The following is a 16426-nucleotide window of genomic DNA, read 5'->3' on the forward strand; positions in this document are numbered from 1 at the left end:
TTGACCCGCTGTACGTTGACTCCCTCGCTGTTGACACAGAAACCTTCCTGCCGGACCCGACGCCAGCGCCGCCAAGCGGCCGCTTCGCCAGGCTCCCGCACCTCGCCGGCCGCAGTTTCATTCCCATCGGCCTGTTCGCCCGGCTGCCTCTGGCCATGCTCACCGTTGGCGCCCTAACCCTGGTCGCGTCGGCCACGGGTTCCTATGCCTTGGGTGGGACCGCCGCCGGGGCTGTGGGGATCGGATCAGCCCTCGGGGCGCCGGTCATCGGCGCCCTGGCTGACCGCCACGGGCAGCGTCCCGTGCTTCTGGTGGCCGCGGTACTCAACGCCGTGTCTGTCCTGGCCCTGATCGGGACGGCCTGGGCTGTGCCGGCAACTGGATCCTTCCCGGCGGCCCTGCTCCTGGCGGCCTTCTTCGCAGGCGCAAGCTGCCCGCAGGTGGGCCCGCTTGCCCGCGTTCGCTGGATAGCCCTGACCTCCCGGGGGAAGGGCAAGGACGCGGACCGGGATCTCGATACCGCCTTGTCCTACGAGGGCACCGCCGACGAACTCACCTTTGTCCTCGGCCCGGCACTCGTGGGAATTCTTGCCAGCCTGGTGGCCCCCTGGCTGCCGCTGGCCTTGGCCGTGGTCATGACCATCACGCTTGTTCCGGCCTTTGCCGTTCACCGCACGCACAAGGCGGTGCCCCGGAAGGGGGTCACTGGAGCCAAGTCCACTGGAGCCAAGACCACGGGGGCCAGTGCCACCGGAACCAGTCCTGCTAAAACGCGTGCCACGAGGATTCCCCTTGCCGTGGCGCTTCCTGTCCTGGCCATGGTGGCAATGGGCACGTTCTTCGGATCCACGCAGACGGCCCTGAGCTCGTTCTCGGCCAGCTTCGCCACCTCCGAAATCGCCGGACTGCTGTATGCGGTGATGGGGTTGAGTTCCGCTGCTGCCGCCTTGTCCGTGGCTTACTGGCCTCGAAGCTTCAAACCGGCCGCCCGCTGGATGGTCAGCGCGGTTCTGATGGCCGGGCTCGCGCTGCTGCTTCTGGTGCCGGACTCCCTCGGTGGCATGGTTGGCGTGCTGCTGGTCCTGGGACTTCCTGTGGGGCCTGTCATGGTCACCGTCTTTGCCATCGGCGGAATCGTTGCGCCGGCCGAAAGGCTCGGAACGGTCATGACCGCCCTGGCCAGCGGAATCGTGGCGGGCACGGCGTTGGGAGCGTCTGTTGCTGGGCAGCTCGCCCAGCAGAACGGCTACCAGGCCGCATTCGTGGTGCCGGTTGCTGCCGCCGGAGCGCTGGTTGTCCTCGGCGTGGCCGCTGCCGCCGTGCTCCGGAAACGCGGCCGCTAAGGGGGACGCTATCCGGCAGGGCATCCTGGCACCGGTGGCACCGGTGGCGCCGTGGCTGCCGGGCTGGCAGGGCCCACCCGCCGCCACGGCCTACGGTTGCAGCAGGCTGATGGCGTCCTCGTCGGAAAGTTGCTCGAAATGCCGGTAGAAGCTGCCCACTGCGCGGAACTTGCCGGGCAGGTGCAGGCAGAGCACGGCGTCACAGACCTGGGAAACGGCGGTGTAGGCCTCCACCGACCCCACCGGGGCCGCGGCCACCACGCTGCCTGCCCCGGCTGACCGGACGGCCTCCACCGCGGCCCGCATGGTGGCTCCGGTGGCGAGGCCGTCGTCCACCAGCAGGACGGTCTTGCCATTGAGGTCGTTGCTGATTCCCGGGTAGGTCTCTGCCCTGCGGAGCAGTTCGGCGCGTTCGCGGTGCTCCACTTCATCCAGCCACTCCTGGCGGACACCATGGTCAAGGACGCGGAGCATCAGGGGGCGGTTGTGCAGCCGGACTATCCGTCCGGCTGACCACGCCAAGGCGCCGTACGCCGTTTCGTCGTGGCCCGGGATGCCGAGCTTCCGGACCAGGACGGCCCCGAGGGGCAGGTAAAGGGCCTTGGCAGCTGCAGCCGCCACGGGGATCCCGCCACGGGCCAGTCCCAGCACGATGACGTCAGGGCGTTCCCGGAACTGCGTGAGTACCGCCGCCAGTTGCTCACCGGCATCAGTGCGGTCTTCAAAACGCGTGTTCATTGGCACCTCTCCGGCATCTCGCCCCGCAATCCAGCCTACCGCCCGGTGCGTTGGTGAGGTACTGCTGCGGCGGGGTTGTTGTCAGACGCCGAGGAACGCGATGGCTCCCTGTTTGAACGCCCGGCTGGTGATGGCGTTGGTGTGGTTCCGGCCCGGCAGCACCAGCTGTTCCGCCATGGACCCGGCGCGGATGCCGAGCTCGGCAAGCTGGGCCATGGTGGTGGCGCGTTCGTCCTTGTCACCAGCCACCAGGAGCATCGGCATATGCGGCACGGCTTCGGCCGGGTCGAACGGCTCAGCCTTGATGGCCTCCACCAGTGACAGCAGCGCGAAGATGTTGTTGCTGGGCAGCAGCATGGCCATCTTCAACAGACCGGCTGTGGACTGGTCCGCAATGGGAGTGCCGTCGGCGAGATAGCGCTGTGCCGCGATGAGATCGAACTCAGCCAGCGGATCGGCAATGTTCGGTCCGCCCAGGACCAGCCGGTGGACCAGCTCGGGCTGGGTGGCGCCAAATTCCCACGCGAGCCGGGAGCCCAGCGAATAGCCCACCACGTCAACCCCGCTGGTGGGGTCACCTCCGTGCACAGGCCGCACGCCGGCGTCGAACGCTATCTGCAGCAGATCCGCCCGGATCCGGCTCGGAGAATAGGAGTCCAGGTCCTCAGGGGCACCGCTGCGGCCGTGGCCCGGCAGGTCCACGGTAATGACCCGGCGTCCTGCTTCCAGGAGGGCAGCCAGCCAGCCGGTGTCCTCCCAGTTCAGCTTGCTGGAGGAAGAAAAGCCGTGGATGAGCAGGACGGGCCGCAGCCCTGCGTCAGTGGCCGGATCATGCACCTCCACGTACAGCTGGGGGTCCGTGCCCTCAACAGTGTGCGAATGCATCTCGCCGGTGTGCCTGCCGCTCATAGTGTCAGTCCTCGTCAAGTACGGCGCTCAGGCGGACCCGGCGCGTCGGTGCGTCATCCTTCGGGACCGTGCCCATAATCGGCGGTGATGTCCGGCGCTTTGAACACGATCAACGGCTCGCCGACATTGATCCTGTCGCCTGCCCCCGTAGGTATGCACCACTTTACCTGCCTGCGGACCAGGCAGTTCAACTGCGGATTTACTTGTTCCGCAAGCCGCATCTGAGTAGCAATTGACGTCGGTATGAGAGCTCAAAGCGGCATCAACTGCTACCTACTTGGGGTGGCGCCCGCGGGCGGCGAACCGCGCGCCGAGCCAGCAGGCACCGGCGAGGCCTGCCACCAGGGCGAACGTGGAAAGAAGCTGGATGCGGCTGCTTTCGGCGCTGAAGCCGACGGCGAAGATCAGCGCCAGCAGCACCAGGCCGAAGATTGTCAGGCCCGGGAAGCCCTTCATCCGCAGCGGCAGTGCAGTCCCGTCCCGGTCCGCGCGGCGCCGGAGAATCAGCTGGGACACCAGGGCGGTGCCCCACACCACCAGGCAGGTGGAGCCCACCAGTTGGAACAAAGCCGGCAGGATCCGGTCCGGAAACAGCAGCTCAAGAACGGTGGCGAAGAAGCCGAAGGCCACCGAGATGCCCACCGCAACCATGGGTACGCTGGCGCCGCTCAGGCGCGACAGGAATCGGGGCGCCTCGCCGCGTTCGGCGAGCGAGTAGACCATGCGTGACGCACCATAGAGGTTCGCGTTCAGTGCGGAGAGAAGTGCGACGACGGCGACAAGGGTGATTGCCGTGCCGGCACCCGGAATCCTGGCTGCGTCGAGCACGCCGGCAAAAGGCGAGGCGAGGCCTTCGGAGCTGACCGGCAGGACGGCTGCGATGACAAAGACTGATCCGATGTAGAAGACCAGGATGCGCCACAGCACGGTCCGCACGGCCCTGCCCACGCTGTGCTCAGGATCCTCGGTTTCTGCGGCGGCCACGGCCACGATCTCCGTCCCGCCAAAAGCGAAGATCACCACAAACAGCGCCGTAGCGATGCCGCCGAGTCCGGCGGGGGCAAAGTCGGAGGTGATGTTTGCCAGTCCCGCCGAGGCAACATCGGGAAGGAGGCCAAGCAGGAGCGCGGCACCGACGCCGAGGAACAGGACGATGGCGAGAACCTTCAGGATGGCGAACCAGAATTCAAACTCGCCGAAGTTCCTGACGCCGGTCAGGTTGATGGCAGTAAATACCACCATAAAGATCAGCGCAAGCGCCCAGACGGGGATCACCGGCCACACGCTAAACAGGAGGCCTGCGGCGCCGAGGGCTTCGGCGGCGATGACCACCACCAGTTGGAGCCACCAGAGCCAGCCCACCGTGGCGCCTGCCGTTTTGCCCAATGCCCGCTCGGCGTACACGGAGAAGGCGCCGCTGGTGGGATTGGCGGCTGCCATCTCGCCCAGCGCCCACATCACCAGGATGATGAGCGTTCCGGCCACCAGGTAGGACACCAGGACTGCCGGGCCGGCCGCCTGCACGCCGGCCCCTGAGCCCAGGAACAGGCCGGCGCCGATCGCGCTGCCCAGGCCCATCATGGTGAGCTGCCTGGGTTTCATGGTGTGGCCGAGATGGGACTCCGGACGCACTGCCGTGGACTTCGCTGTCATGCCTGTGAACCTTCTTGCGGTAGGGGGTGTGCCCCTCGAAAGGGACCACTCGAATTTACCCTTTTGGCCGGGGGCTGCGCAGCGGGAGTGCAACCATGGTGCCCTTTGGAGGCCCAAGGGGGCTTTCAGGCTGGGCACCGGCCGCCGGCGAAACATTTTGAATCGCAGGAAAGTGCCCGTAGAATCAGTTCTAGTCAAAATGACTATAACTAGAGCTCCGGCGAAGAGGCCGTGACGCAGGAAGCGGGTGAGTGGCCATGTACAGCAGTTCAGCAAACGTTTCCGAACGCGCCGTCGCGGCACCGACGCTCGCCATCTCCACCGTCATCTTCGCACTGCGTCCGAGTGAATCCTCGGGCCGTCCCACACTCTGGATTCCACTGGTCCGCAGGATCCGGGAGCCGTTCAAGGACCTGTGGGCACTTCCCGGCGGCCCGCTGACGCACAACGAATCCCTGCAGGATGCGGCGTCACGGAACCTCCGGGAAACCACCGGGCTGGCCCCCAGCTACGTGGAGCAGCTCTACGCTTTTGGCGGCCTGCACCGCTCGCCTACCCAGCGCGTGGTGTCGATCGTCTACTGGGCCCTCGTCCAGCCCACCGAAGCCGCTCTGGCCGACGAATCGGAAAACGTGAAGTGGTTCAGGGCAGACAAGGTGGGCGAGCTGGCTTTTGACCACAACGCCATCGTGGACTACGCGCTCTGGCGGCTGCGGAACAAGCTGGCCTACGGTTCGGTGGCCTACCACTTCCTGGGGGAGTACTTCACGCTCGCCGAGGTCCGGGAAGTCTACGAAGCCGTCCTGGACACCCGGCTGGACCCGGCCAACTTCGGCCGCCAGCTCAAATCCACCCCGGAAATCGAAGAAACCGGCGAATACCTCCAGGGCGGCAAACACCGCCCGCCGCGTCTTTACCGCTTCACCGGCCGCCCCGGCCTTGACCCCGATAACAGGAGCACACCATGAGCAGCGTCAACACAGCCATCCAGCTGATCACGCGCGAACAGGCCGAAAGCGCGGCACGGCGCGCGGCTGCAGGCGAAACAGCCGGCACGTGCAGCCCGGCCCTGGCCAAGGGCCCGTGGGAGTACGATCTTGCCGAGGCGCTCGCTGGCGCCCCGGCCTATGGCCCCGGCGCCTCCAGTGCGGACATTGCCCCGGCCGCCACCCCCCGCCAGGGCCAGCTGCCCGGGGAGTACAAGCTCGCCAGCGATGCTGAGCTGGACGTGCGCATCCGCGCTGCCAAGGAAAAGCTGGGCGACCGGGCAGTGGTCCTGGGCCACTTCTACCAGCGCGACGAGGTCATCCAGTACGCCGACTTCGTGGGCGACTCCTTCCAGCTGGCCAACGCCGCCCTCACCCGGCCCGACGCCGAAGCCATTATCTTCTGCGGCGTGCACTTCATGGCAGAGACCGCAGACATCCTCTCAACGCCGGACCAGGCCGTCATCCTGCCCAACCTCGCCGCCGGCTGCTCCATGGCGGACATGGCGGACACAGACTCCGTGGAGGAGTGCTGGGAACAGCTTGAGGAGATCTTTGGCACGGAGGCCGACGCCGAGGGCCGCGTTCCCGTCATTCCGGTCACCTACATGAACTCCTCCGCCGCCCTGAAGGCCTTCTGCGGCCGCAACGGTGGCATCGTGTGCACCTCCTCCAACGCCAAACTTGTCCTGGAATGGGCCTTCGAACGGGGACAGCGTGTTCTCTTCTTCCCCGACCAGCACCTGGGCCGCAACACCGCCAAGGCCATGGGCGTGCCGCTGGAGCAGATGCCCATGTGGAACCCGCACAAGGATCTGGGTGGCAACGACGAGCAGACGCTGCTCGATTCACGGGTCATCCTGTGGCACGGCTTCTGCTCAGTCCACAAGCGGTTCAACGTCGGCCAGATTGAAAAGGCCCGCGCCGACTTCCCCGGTGTCAACGTGATCGTGCACCCCGAATGCCCCATGGAGGTGGTGGACGCTGCCGATTCGGCCGGTTCCACCGACTTCATCAAGAAGGCCATCGCTGCGGCCACCGAACCAACAACGTTCGCGATCGGCACCGAAATCAACATGGTCAACAGGCTCGCCGCCGAATACCCGCAGCACACCATCTTCTGCCTGGACCCCGTCATCTGCCCGTGCTCCACGATGTACCGGATCCACCCCGGCTACCTTGCCTGGGTCCTGGAAGAGCTGGTCGAGGGACGCATCGTCAACCGCATCACGGTGGACGGCGCCGTCCAGGACAACGCCAAGATTGCCCTCGAGCGTATGCTCGCCGCGCGCCCCCTTTGATCCCGCTGTAAACCCGGAACCGAAACGAGCCCGCCATGACAGCAGAGAGCCCAGCCCCCCGGCCGCGTCCCCAGCGGCTGATCGTCGTCGGAAGCGGCATTGCGGGACTCTACGCCGCGCTGCTCGCCGCTGACGCCGGCGCGGAGGTGGTGCTGCTGACCAAGGGTGCGCTCGCGGACAGCAACACGTACTTCGCCCAAGGCGGCATTTCCGCAGTGTTGGATGAGCCGGCGCCCGGGGACACCGTGGCAGCACACATTGCGGACACGCTCACGGCCGGGGCCGGCCACTGCAACGAAGCGGCCGTCCGGGTGCTCTGCACCGAAGCCCGCTTCGACATTGCAGGGCTGCAGCGCTTCGGCGTCCATTTTGATCTGGACGACGACGGCGATCCCGCTTTGGGGCTTGAAGCCGCGCACTCCGCGCCCCGGATCCTGCATGCCGGCGGTGACGCCACCGGCGCCGGGGTGGCCCGGGCGCTGATCCGCAGCGTCCTGGACGCCCAGGCCGCCGGGCGGATCCAGGTGACGGGGCACGCCCAGGTGACGGCCCTGCTGCAGGGCGGAGGCAGCGTGACCGGGGTGAACTTCCTCCATGACGGGCGCGAACTGGGCGTCCATGGCGACGCCGTCCTCCTTGCCACCGGGGGAGCAGGGCAGTTGTTCGCCCAGACCACCAACCCCGCCGTCGCCACCGCCGACGGCCTGGCGCTGGCCTGGCGGGCCGGCGCCGCGGTGGCGGACCTCGAATTCTTCCAGTTCCACCCCACCTGCATGGTCCGGCCCGATGACGCCCGCGAAGCCGAAGGCAACACGGACCCACTGCTGATCTCCGAAGCCGTTCGCGGCGAAGGTGCCATCCTGGTGGACGCCCACGGCGAACGCTTTATGCCCGCCTACCACCCCGACGCCGAGCTCGCTCCCCGGGACGTCGTCTCCCGGTGCATCGCCTTGCACCTAGCCGCACTCGGCGACCCCAATGGCCATGTCTTCCTCGACGCACGCGTGATCGAGGCCCACCGGGGCCAGGGCTTCCTCGCAAAGCGGTTCCCCACCATCACCGCCCGAACCCGCGAGGCCGGCGTCGACTGGACCCGCGAACCCGTCCCTGTGGCTCCTGCCGCGCACTACTGGATGGGCGGGGTTGTCACCGACCTCTACGGCCGGACCTCTGTACCCGGGCTGCTCGCCGCAGGGGAAGTTGCTTGCACCGGGGTCCAGGGGGCTAATCGGTTGGCCAGCAACTCTCTCCTCGAAGGACTCGTATTTGGGCGCCGGGCTGTTGCTGCTTTCCTTGAGGACGCGTTGGGTGGGGTGTCGCCCGACGCTGTTCCTCCGCTCGCTGTCTCGGCCGCTAGCGGCCTCCCCTTGACGCTCGCTTCCGGAACACCCTCGGGCGACGCTGATTCCCGCACGTTGGGTGCGTCCACCGAAAGCGGACCGGTTGCCATTGATGCGTCTGCCCCCGCGCCCGTTTCATGGCGGTTTGAAACTGTGCCGGCACCCGGGCCTCGGGAGATGTCGTTTGCCGCTTCCGGGGAGTTTTCCCGGGCCGCTCTTCGGCGGTTGATGACTTCGCATGCCGGGGTGATTCGGGATGGGGGGTTGCTTCGGGAGGCGTCTGGTGTGCTGGGGGTCTGGGCTGCTGACGTGGTTCCCTTGCAGGCGCCGGACTCGTTGGATGTGCGGGAGCATGAGGATGCCAATCTCTTGCTGGCTGCCCAACTGTTGGTGCACGCCGCGCGGGAGCGGCGGGAATCCCTTGGTGCGCACTACCGCAGTGACGGCATGACGCCAGCCGCCGCCGTCGAACCCTTTGACCAGCGTTACACCATGAGCCGGAAAGCGAGCCTCGTCAATGACTAGCCTGACCCTCCCCGCAGCACCCGTCCGGGACATCCTGGAACGGGCCTTTGCCGAGGACGCGCCCAGTGGCGACATCACCTCCCAGCTGCTGATCCCCGCCGAGGCCCGCGCCACCGCGGTGCTCAACGCCCGGGTGCCCGGTGTGCTCAGCGGCGGAACCGTGTTCCGCGACGCCATGAAGCTGGTGGACCCGGACACGGAGGTGGAGCTGCTGCTCGCCGACGGAGAAACGTTCGACGCCGGCACGCACCTCGCGCGCGTCACCGGCAGCGCCCGCTCGGTGCTGCTCGCCGAACGCGTCGGGCTCAACCTGGTCCAGCGCATGAGTGCCATCGCCACCAAAACGGCCGAATTCGTGGAGCTTGTAGGCGGCACGAAGGCCCGCATCACGGATACCCGCAAGACCACCCCAGGCCTGCGGGTACTGGAGCGCTACGCCGTACGCTGCGGCGGGGGAGCGAACCACCGCTACAGCCTGTCCGACGCCGTGCTGGCCAAGGACAACCACCTCGCCGTGATGACAGGGGGAGATCCCACCAAGCTCACTGCCATGCTGGCCGCGGCGAAGGCCCAGCTGGGGCACACCACCCACTTTGAGGTAGAAGTGGACAGCGCCGCGCAGATCGAACCGGTCCTCGCCGCCGGGGTGGACACCATCATGCTGGACAACTTCACCATCGATGAGCTCCGCGCCGGCGTGAAGCAGGTCGACGGGCGCGCCATCGTGGAAGCAAGTGGCAACGTCAACCTGGGCACAGTGGCCGAGATTGCCGCCGCCGGTGTGGACGTCATCTCCATCGGCGGCCTTACCCACAGCGTTGCCGCACTGGACCTGGGCCTGGACGTCGAACTGAGGGCCGGCTGACACGGCCATGATCTTCCTCGATGCCGCCGCCACCACGCCCGTCCGCCGCGAAGTCCTCGAGGCCATGTGGCCTTACCTGAGCGGCGAGTTCGGCAACCCCTCCAGCCACCACACCCTGGGCGAGGCCGCTGCGTCCGCGCTCGCGGACGCCCGCGCAGCCGTGGCCGGCGTGCTCGGCTGCCGCTCCGGCGAGATCACCTTCACGTCCGGCGGCACGGAGGCAGACAACCTGGCAGTCAAGGGCATCGCCCTTGCCCGGCAGGCTGTGGACCCGACACTCAACCGCGTGGTGATCAGCGCCGTCGAACATCCCGCGGTGGAGGAGTCGGCACGGTACCTGGCACGGTTCCACGGGTTCACCGTGGACGTGGTTCCGGTGGACAGCACCGGGCTGGTGACGCCCCAGGCGCTCGCCGCCCTGCTCCGGCCGGAGACGGCACTGGTGAGCATCATGTACGCCAACAATGAAGTGGGCACCATCCAGCCGGTCACGGAACTGGCGGAACTGGCACGCGCCCAGGGCGTCCCTTTCCATACCGACGCCGTCCAGGCCGCCGGCTGGCTACCCCTGGACGTCAAGGCGCTCGGCGTGGATGCCCTGAGCATTTCCGGCCACAAGCTGGGGGCTCCCAAAGGCTGCGGCGTGCTGTACGTCCGCGGCCGGACCCGCATCGAACCCCTGCTCCACGGCGGTGGCCAGGAACGCGGCAAGCGGTCCGGCACCGAGAACGTGGCCGGTGCCGTGGGCCTGGCCACCGCACTGACCCTGGCGCAGTCTGCTCAGTTACAGACTGCGGACCACGTGACGGCGCTGCGTGACGGCTTCATCCGGGACGTCCTCGGCGCCGTTCCGGGCGCCGTCCTGACCGGCCACCCCACCGAACGGCTGCCGTCCGTGGCGTCCTTCTGCTTCCCCGGCACCAGCGGGGAATCAGTCCTGCTGGAGCTGGAGCGGCAGGGCGTAGTGTGCTCGAGCGGCTCGGCGTGCGCTGCCGGTTCTGATGCGCCATCGCCGGTTCTGACCGCGCTGGGCATTGAGGCGGAAGTGGCGCAGACAGCGGTGCGGTTCAGCTTCGAGTCCACCATCACCGGCAGTGGCCTGGCGGCGGCCGCCGAAGCCGTAGGCACCGCCGTCGGGAGCGTTCGTACCCTCGGCCGCGGCTAACGTTCCCGCCAGCCCAACTGAGTAGCGCTATGTGTCGTTTGGGCCCTCAAAACGACAGATAGTGCTACTTACGTGGGAGCGGGTGGTTAGATGTGGCGGGCGCGGCGGAAGATCCAGTGCCGCAGCAGCGTGAACCGAACGGCCGTGGCAATAAAGCCGGAGAGTGTGGTGGTCCAGAGTTCATCGGCCACGGTGGCCTCCGGATGGAGCCAGTGCAGGATCCCCAGGCTGCCGCCGGTAATAACCAGCGCAATAACAATCACGATCAGCCCGTTCAGGTGGTCCTGCGCCCGCTTCCGGTTGGACGAGATTTTGAAGGTCAGCCGGCGGTTCAGGGCCGTGTTCATGATGGACGTGACAATCAGCGCTGCCGCGTTAGCGAGCTGCGGATCAATCCATGGGCGGAGCAGTGCGTACAGCGCCAGCGAGGTGGCTGTGCAGATAACACCCACTCCCGTGAAACGGATGAGCTGCCGCACCACCGGAAACCTGAAGATCCCAGGGTAATGTCTGGTGGCCGGAGCACCGCGGGTGGGCTGCTGCGTCAGCTGGGCGTTGGGCGCAGCAGGGGATTCCATGGGTCCAGCCTGACAGATCAGGCGGGCGTTTCCTCCCAAGACGCGGCCTTGACCGGGTTGGTGAGTTCGCCGATGCCCTGTACCCGGCACACCACGGTGTCACCCGGGTGGATGCGGGCGCACTCGGCAGGGAATCCGGTGAGTACCAGATCGCCCGCGCGCAGGGTCATGAAGGAGCTGAGGTAGACCAGGATTTCGTCGACTTTCCAGCCGAGGTCGGCGCTGCTGGCGGGTTTCAGTTTCTTGCCGTTGTGGACGATGCCGATGGACAGGTCTGCGTCATCGAGGCCGGTGACAATCCATGGGCCAACAGGCGTGAAGGTGTCCTGGCTCTTGGCGCTGATCCAGAGTTCGTCCGACTTCTGCAGGTCGCGGGCGGAGACGTCGTTGCCGATGGTGAAGCCCAGGACGGCGCTCCGGGCAGTTTCAGGAGTCAGGCCGCGGACCGTGCGGCCGACGACGACGGTCAGTTCAGCTTCCGGATCCACGTACCCCACGGTGGAGCTCAGTTCGATGGCGTCGCCCGGGCCGATCACGCTGGAGGCGGCCTTGTGGAACGCCTGCGGCGGGAGGTCGCGGCCGGGTTGGCCGGTGTTGTGGGCCATGCCCAGGACATTGACCGGGACCGATGGCGCCAGGAAGGTGAAGGAGTCCTGTTCCACCAGGTCGCCGACGGCCCAGCCGGTCCGCGCCGGGCTGTTGGCGTTTGCCCGGGATGCCGCGAACGGGGATTCGATAACAGACCATGACCGGCCGGCCCGGGAATCGAAGTCGGGGGCGTCATTGGCGACGAAGAAATGCTCATCAGAAGCAGCCGCCGCGGAGAGCGGACGGACACGGGCAAGGCGGCGGGAGGCGCTGGCAGTCATGATGACATCCTACGTCCTCCGGACCAGCCTTACCCGGATCTCCACAGGCTCGATCACCGGGTCGGCAGGTTGCGTGGCGGGAGCCCGGTCAGTACAGCTCGCCCACCGGAATCTCCACGGCCAGCCGGTTCGACGGTCCGGGCAGCGGGCAGGCCCAGGCTTCGTTGTAGGCGCAGGACGGGTTGTAGGCGAAGTTAAAGTCCAGGACGTACTCGGCGTCCGGCCCGGAGCCATGGACCCCATGGAACGCGCCTTTGATGGTGTCCAGGAGGTACCGTCCGGCGCCGTACGTTCCGCCGGGCTGGCCGGCCGTGGCGTCCCGGAACGGCACAAAAATGCCGCCGCCGTAGCCGTGGAGCTTCCACACGGCGAGCTGCCCCAGTTCGGGAAGGTCGAACGTCCCCAGCCGGACAAAGTGCACCACACCGTCGGTGGCCGTCTCAACGCTCATTTCGCGGCCGGCACCTTGCAGGGTCAGTGGCACGTAAAAGCGGTAAATGGGGTCGTAGTCGCCCGTTTTCAGGCCGGAGAACTGAGCCTTGTCCTGCGGAGTAAGGGCCGACGCCGGATGGGTCGCGAACATTCGGTCGCGTTCGTGCCGCCAATGGGAATGGGCTTCCTCGGGGCTTTCCGCGGCAATCTTCCGGACGGTGTCGTACAGGGCAAACGTCCGCAGCCGCCAGTCAGCAATGTCGAGGGCAGAGATGTCCGCCAGGGTCCCTTGGTCCACGCCATGCTGATCTTCCGACATAGCCACCAGCCTAGCCCCAAGTTGGGCGGGGAACTCCGACGGCGACACGCGGCTCCGGCCCCGCCACGCCGTGGTCCGCCGATAGGCTGGCTGCATGAGATGCATGGCGACATCGTGGGGGCTGCGGACGGCGGCGCTTCTGCTGGCCGGCGCCCTCGCGACGGGGTGCAGTGCCCCTGGCGGTGGCGGCCCGGCGATGACGGCGCAGCCTGGCACTTCCACCGGCACCGGCCCGGGCCCGTCATCTCCGGAAGATACTGCGCAGTCATCGGATCCTGCGGCCACGCCTGTCAACCCTGCCGCCTCGTCTTCCGCGGCTCCCAGCCAGGCCGCCACAGCGGCTGCCTGGAAAACCTTTGCCGATCCGGCCCGGACAGTCAGTTTTGACTTGCCCGAGGAATGGATTGCCCAGTCCGTCACCCCCGACGAGGGGACATTCCAGGGTGCGCTGAAGATCGAGGTGAAAAAGCAGGACGGCACGTTTGTAGCTGCGCTGCGGACAGGACTGCCGCCGTCGGAGTCCGTTTGTCCGGATGCGGGGAAGAAGCCTTACATTGTCATCAGCAGCGTGCCGGTGGATCTTCCGGGCGCGACGGGAGAAAACATCATCGCGCCGCACGCAGTGTTCCGCGTGATCCAGGGCTACCGGTACTTCGGCTCGTATGGCATCACCAACATTGTGGGCGGAGTGGACGGGAAGGCCTGCGAGTTGCGGAACGTGGTCCGCGGTCCGGCCGGGAAAGGGGACTACTCGTTCGGCGACGTGGGTGTTATCAAGGCCTTTGCCCCGGATGAAAAAGTGGCCCCGGCCAAGGCGTTTGACACCCTTGGCCAGGCCGCAAAGTACGTTGACGAGAGCTCGGACTTCGCGAATGTGCAGCGGATGCTAATGTCTCTGGAGATCAAAAACTAGTCCCGCCCCCGGCTCCATCAATGCCGGGCCAGAGCGGGAAGCTCTGCCACTACCTCACACCCCGGAGATACATGGAACGCACCGTTGCCGCACGCATCGTCTTTATGACCGTGGCTGACACCAAGGCAGCCCTGGCCATCGCCGTGGCCAAAAATCCCGGCTACACCTCGTTTGAAGAATCCCTGACGGTCATGGCCGGCGCGGACCCGGTTCCGGTGCGTGAACTTGCGGACCACCACGGCGGCCGCCTCCATTACATGGAGTTTTCCGAGCCTGCCGAGGTGACGGTTGAGTATACGGCGACGGTGGCGGGTAAGGCCGAGCCCGAGGAGGTCACGCTGGCGGACCTCATCCGCTACGTCCGGCCGAGCCGCTACGCGGAGTCCGACAGGCTCCTTCCCACCGCATACGCCGAATTTGGCGGCCTGCACGGTGTGGAACTGCTCCAGGCCGTGCGGAGCTGGGTCTATGGCGAGTTGAGGTACGTCAGCGGTTCTTCCCGGGGCACGGACGGGGCGGTGGAGACGCTCCTGCACCGCCGCGGAGTCTGCCGGGATTTTGCACACCTGGCCATCGCGCTGCTCCGCTCCAAGGACATCCCGGCACGGCTCAGCGCGGTCTACGCGCCGGGACTGACGCCGATGGATTTCCACGCCGTGGCAGAAGCGTATGTCAACGGCGCCTGGTACATCATCGACCCCACGGGGCTGGCCCCGCGGGAGTCGATGCTGCGGATCACCGCCGGCCGGGACTCATCCGACACGGCGTTCCTGTCCACTGTGGGCGGCCGCCTGACGTTGAACGAGCTCCGCGTCACCGCTGTGGTCAACGGCCAGTTGCCGTCCGAAGATCCCGCCCGGCTGGTGGTTCTGGGCTAGAGCGCCGACACTCCCAGGAGCTGTCACTTTCCCGGCCGGGCTCCCACGGAATTGCGGAGCTTGTCCGTCAGGCGCTGCAGCTCCTTCTGCTCGGCGGCTGTCAGGGCGGGCCCCACCAGGCTGGAGATGTCCCGGACGTGCTCCCGGCCGATCTCCTTCTGGAGTGCGGCGCCCTCATCAGTCAGCTTCAGGAGCACACCCCGGCCATCGTCCGGGGCGGGCTGCCGGACCACGAGTCCGCGCTTCTCAAGCCGCTCCACCAGCCGGCTCAGGCTCGACTGGCTCAGCAGGACGTGATCATTGAGTTCGTTGAGCCGCAGCCAACCGGACGGGCACCGGGAGAGCGTGAACAGGACGTCGTACTCGTTGATGGCCACATTCTTGAAGGCCTTGCCCGCCTGGAGCTTTCGCATGACCGCAACCTGTGCCCGGAACAGGGATTCCCAGGTTTCAGCGGCCAGGCGGGTCGGAGCTTCGGTTCGCTCGGCAGCCATCACGCCTCCGAGGAAGCTGTCTCGTTGGCCTGGGATGCCAAGAGGGTAGCCACGCGGCCTGCGTGGGTGGGGGGATCCGGCACGTGGGCCGGCTTCTTGGCGGCATACTCCTTGCGCAGGACCGGGAGGACTTCCTCGCCGAAGAGGTCCAGCTGTTCCAGGACGGTCTTCAGCGGCAGGCCTGCGTGGTCAATCAGGAACAGCTGGCGCTGGTAGTCGCCGAAGTACTCGCGGAACGTCAGAGTCTTTTCGATGACTTCCTGCGGGCTGCCCACCGTGAGCGGGGTCTGCGAGGTGAAGTCCTCCAGCGACGGTCCGTGGCCGTAGACCGGCGCGTTGTCGAAGTAGGGGCGGAATTCCTTGACGGCATCCTGGGAGTTCTTACGCATGAAGAACTGGCCGCCGAGACCAACGATTGCCTGATCCGCCGTGCCGTGGCCGTAGTGCTCGTAGCGCTCACGGTAGAGGCCGATCAGATGCTGGTAGTGCTCCTTCGGCCAGAAGATGTTGTTCGCGAAGAAGCCGTCGCCGTAGTAGGCGGCCACTTCGGCGATCTGAGGCGTGCGAATGGAACCATGCCACACAAAGGGCGCCACGCCGTCCAGCGGCCGCGGGGTGGAGGTGAAGTTCTGCAGCGGGGTGCGGAACTTGCCGGACCAGTTGACGGTGTCCTCGTCCCAGAGCCGGCGCAACAGGCTGTAGTTCTCGATGGCCAGTTCCACACCGTCCTGGATGTTCTTGCCGAACCACGGGTACACGGGCGCCGTGTTGCCGCGGCCCAGGACCAGGTCCACACGGCCGTCGGCCAGATGTTGCAGCATGGCGAAGTCTTCGGCGATCTTGACCGGATCGTTGGTGGTGATCAGCGTGGTGGCCGTTGAGAGCGTGATCCGCTCGGTCTGTGCGGCGATATATGCGAGCGTGGTGGTGGGCGAAGAGGAGAAGAACGGGCGGTTATGGTGCTCGCCGATAGCGTACACATCCATGCCGATTTCTTCGACCTTCTTGGCGATCGCCACGGAAGCCTTGATGCGTTCGTTCTCCGTGGGCGTCCGGCCGGTGGTGGGGTCAGTGGTGATGTCGCTGACGCTGAATACGCCGATCTGCATGGTGTGCCT

General features: G+C 66.7%; 16 protein-coding genes. 8 read left to right on the forward strand and 8 right to left on the reverse strand.

Features of this window, described 5'->3' with window-relative positions; genetic code table 11:
• Positions 1–47 precede the first annotated feature (47 nt).
• A complete protein-coding gene (locus J2808_RS03370; RefSeq protein WP_309811865.1) occupies positions 48–1343 on the forward strand; it encodes an MFS transporter in 1296 nt (431 codons plus the stop codon).
• A gap of 90 nt (positions 1344–1433) precedes the next feature.
• Here the strand turns inward: J2808_RS03370 and J2808_RS03375 are convergent, their stop codons facing one another.
• From J2808_RS03375 to J2808_RS03385, 3 genes are all read right to left on the reverse strand, one after another.
• Positions 1434–2081, reverse strand: a complete 648-nt coding sequence (locus J2808_RS03375; RefSeq protein WP_309811577.1) for a phosphoribosyltransferase — start codon at positions 2079–2081, stop codon at positions 1434–1436.
• A gap of 81 nt (positions 2082–2162) precedes the next feature.
• Positions 2163–2990 (reverse strand): alpha/beta fold hydrolase, encoded by an 828-nt coding sequence (locus J2808_RS03380; protein ID WP_309811579.1) that lies wholly within the window; start codon positions 2988–2990, stop codon positions 2163–2165.
• Between the two features lie 273 nt (positions 2991–3263).
• On the reverse strand, positions 3264–4643 hold the full coding sequence (locus tag J2808_RS03385) for an amino acid permease (protein ID WP_309811582.1): 1380 nt from the start codon (positions 4641–4643) through the stop codon (positions 3264–3266).
• Between the two features lie 257 nt (positions 4644–4900).
• Here J2808_RS03385 and J2808_RS03390 point away from each other — a divergent pair, with 257 nt between their 5' ends.
• From J2808_RS03390 to J2808_RS03410, 5 genes are read left to right on the forward strand one after another with little or no spacing between them, the layout of a single operon-like run.
• A complete protein-coding gene (locus J2808_RS03390) occupies positions 4901–5611 on the forward strand; it encodes an NUDIX hydrolase (protein WP_309811584.1) in 711 nt (236 codons plus the stop codon).
• On the forward strand, positions 5608–6930 hold the full coding sequence (gene nadA, locus J2808_RS03395; protein ID WP_309811587.1) for a quinolinate synthase NadA: 1323 nt from the start codon (positions 5608–5610) through the stop codon (positions 6928–6930). Before J2808_RS03390 ends, nadA begins: the two co-directional genes overlap by 4 nt.
• Positions 6931–6965: 35 nt before the next feature.
• Positions 6966–8795, forward strand: coding sequence for an L-aspartate oxidase (locus J2808_RS03400; RefSeq protein WP_309811589.1), 1830 nt, complete (start codon positions 6966–6968; stop codon positions 8793–8795).
• Positions 8788–9660: a carboxylating nicotinate-nucleotide diphosphorylase gene (gene nadC, locus J2808_RS03405; protein WP_309811592.1), complete on the forward strand. Its 873-nt coding sequence runs from the start codon at positions 8788–8790 to the stop codon at positions 9658–9660. The genes J2808_RS03400 and nadC overlap by 8 nt, the downstream gene beginning before the upstream one ends.
• A 7-nt stretch (positions 9661–9667) precedes the next feature.
• Positions 9668–10825, forward strand: coding sequence for a cysteine desulfurase family protein (locus tag J2808_RS03410; protein WP_309811596.1), 1158 nt, complete (start codon positions 9668–9670; stop codon positions 10823–10825).
• 86 nt (positions 10826–10911) lie between these two features.
• Here the strand turns inward: J2808_RS03410 and J2808_RS03415 are convergent, their stop codons facing one another.
• The 3 genes from J2808_RS03415 to J2808_RS03425 form a co-directional block, all read right to left on the reverse strand.
• Positions 10912–11403 (reverse strand): GtrA family protein, encoded by a 492-nt coding sequence (locus J2808_RS03415; RefSeq protein ID WP_309811598.1) that lies wholly within the window; start codon positions 11401–11403, stop codon positions 10912–10914.
• A 17-nt stretch (positions 11404–11420) separates the two neighbouring features.
• Positions 11421–12272 (reverse strand): fumarylacetoacetate hydrolase family protein, encoded by an 852-nt coding sequence (locus tag J2808_RS03420; RefSeq protein ID WP_309811601.1) that lies wholly within the window; start codon positions 12270–12272, stop codon positions 11421–11423.
• A gap of 88 nt (positions 12273–12360) precedes the next feature.
• Positions 12361–13023: a DUF1684 domain-containing protein gene (locus tag J2808_RS03425; RefSeq protein ID WP_309811603.1), complete on the reverse strand. Its 663-nt coding sequence runs from the start codon at positions 13021–13023 to the stop codon at positions 12361–12363.
• Between the two features lie 103 nt (positions 13024–13126).
• Between J2808_RS03425 and J2808_RS03430 the strand changes: the two genes are divergently transcribed.
• Together J2808_RS03430 and J2808_RS03435 are read left to right on the forward strand one after the other, a co-directional pair.
• On the forward strand, positions 13127–13936 hold the full coding sequence (locus J2808_RS03430; RefSeq protein WP_309811606.1) for a hypothetical protein: 810 nt from the start codon (positions 13127–13129) through the stop codon (positions 13934–13936).
• A gap of 71 nt (positions 13937–14007) precedes the next feature.
• Complete coding sequence (locus J2808_RS03435; protein ID WP_309811609.1) at positions 14008–14814, forward strand: transglutaminase-like domain-containing protein; 807 nt, start codon at positions 14008–14010, stop codon at positions 14812–14814.
• A gap of 23 nt (positions 14815–14837) precedes the next feature.
• Here the strand turns inward: J2808_RS03435 and J2808_RS03440 are convergent, their stop codons facing one another.
• Positions 14838–15308, reverse strand: a complete 471-nt coding sequence (locus J2808_RS03440) for a MarR family winged helix-turn-helix transcriptional regulator (RefSeq protein WP_309811612.1) — start codon at positions 15306–15308, stop codon at positions 14838–14840.
• Positions 15308–16417 carry an LLM class flavin-dependent oxidoreductase gene (locus J2808_RS03445; RefSeq protein ID WP_309811615.1) on the reverse strand — a complete coding sequence of 370 codons (1110 nt, stop codon included), beginning with the start codon at positions 16415–16417 and terminating at the stop codon, positions 15308–15310. The genes J2808_RS03440 and J2808_RS03445 overlap by 1 nt, the downstream gene beginning before the upstream one ends.
• Between the last annotated feature and the right edge of the window lie 9 nt (positions 16418–16426).

The organism is Pseudarthrobacter sulfonivorans (genome assembly GCF_031454915.1).
In the GTDB taxonomy this organism is placed as follows: domain Bacteria; phylum Actinomycetota; class Actinomycetes; order Actinomycetales; family Micrococcaceae; genus Arthrobacter; species Arthrobacter sulfonivorans_C.

Excerpts from the sequence above, each read along its gene's own strand:
- J2808_RS03400 (WP_309811589.1), top strand. The coding sequence starts at position 6,966 with ATGACAGCAGAGAGCCCAGCCCCCCGGCCGCGTCCCCAGCGGCTGATC.
- nadA (WP_309811587.1), top strand. The coding sequence starts at position 5,608 with ATGAGCAGCGTCAACACAGCCATCCAGCTGATCACGCGCGAACAGGCC.
- J2808_RS03385 (WP_309811582.1), bottom strand. The coding sequence starts at position 4,643 with ATGACAGCGAAGTCCACGGCAGTGCGTCCGGAGTCCCATCTCGGCCAC.
- J2808_RS03410 (WP_309811596.1), top strand. The coding sequence starts at position 9,668 with ATGATCTTCCTCGATGCCGCCGCCACCACGCCCGTCCGCCGCGAAGTC.
- J2808_RS03445 (WP_309811615.1), bottom strand. The coding sequence starts at position 16,417 with ATGCAGATCGGCGTATTCAGCGTCAGCGACATCACCACTGACCCCACC.
- J2808_RS03430 (WP_309811606.1), top strand. The coding sequence starts at position 13,127 with ATGGCGACATCGTGGGGGCTGCGGACGGCGGCGCTTCTGCTGGCCGGC.
- J2808_RS03375 (WP_309811577.1), bottom strand. The coding sequence starts at position 2,081 with ATGAACACGCGTTTTGAAGACCGCACTGATGCCGGTGAGCAACTGGCG.
- J2808_RS03440 (WP_309811612.1), bottom strand. The coding sequence starts at position 15,308 with ATGGCTGCCGAGCGAACCGAAGCTCCGACCCGCCTGGCCGCTGAAACC.
- J2808_RS03435 (WP_309811609.1), top strand. The coding sequence starts at position 14,008 with ATGGAACGCACCGTTGCCGCACGCATCGTCTTTATGACCGTGGCTGAC.
- J2808_RS03380 (WP_309811579.1), bottom strand. The coding sequence starts at position 2,990 with ATGAGCGGCAGGCACACCGGCGAGATGCATTCGCACACTGTTGAGGGC.
- J2808_RS03425 (WP_309811603.1), bottom strand. The coding sequence starts at position 13,023 with ATGTCGGAAGATCAGCATGGCGTGGACCAAGGGACCCTGGCGGACATC.
- J2808_RS03390 (WP_309811584.1), top strand. The coding sequence starts at position 4,901 with ATGTACAGCAGTTCAGCAAACGTTTCCGAACGCGCCGTCGCGGCACCG.
- nadC (WP_309811592.1), top strand. The coding sequence starts at position 8,788 with ATGACTAGCCTGACCCTCCCCGCAGCACCCGTCCGGGACATCCTGGAA.
- J2808_RS03420 (WP_309811601.1), bottom strand. The coding sequence starts at position 12,272 with ATGACTGCCAGCGCCTCCCGCCGCCTTGCCCGTGTCCGTCCGCTCTCC.
- J2808_RS03415 (WP_309811598.1), bottom strand. The coding sequence starts at position 11,403 with ATGGAATCCCCTGCTGCGCCCAACGCCCAGCTGACGCAGCAGCCCACC.